At 60.8% G+C, this 260-nt stretch carries 1 protein-coding gene; it reads left to right on the forward strand.

Annotation, left to right across the window (positions count from 1 at the left end; all coding sequences use genetic code 11):
• A partial coding sequence (locus tag AC0IZJ_RS28520) for a multicopper oxidase domain-containing protein (RefSeq protein WP_471855634.1) occupies positions 1 to 260 on the forward strand: 260 nt, incomplete at both ends.

The following is a 260-nucleotide window of genomic DNA, read 5'->3' on the forward strand; positions in this document are numbered from 1 at the left end:
GCGCTACGGCGACCTGCGCAGCCGTTTTGCCGACCCCGACGGTCGCGAGCCCAGCCGCACGTTAGAAATTCACCTGACCGGGCATATGGAGAAATTCGCCTGGTCGTTCGATGGCGTGCCGTTTTCGGCGGCCGAGCCGATTCGCCTCACTTATGGCGAGCGGGTGCGCATTGTGTTGGTGAACGACACGATGATGAGCCACCCCATTCACCTGCATGGCTTATGGAGCGATCTGGAAGACGAGCACGGCAATTTCCAGG

The organism is Roseateles sp. AC306, assembly GCF_979253795.1.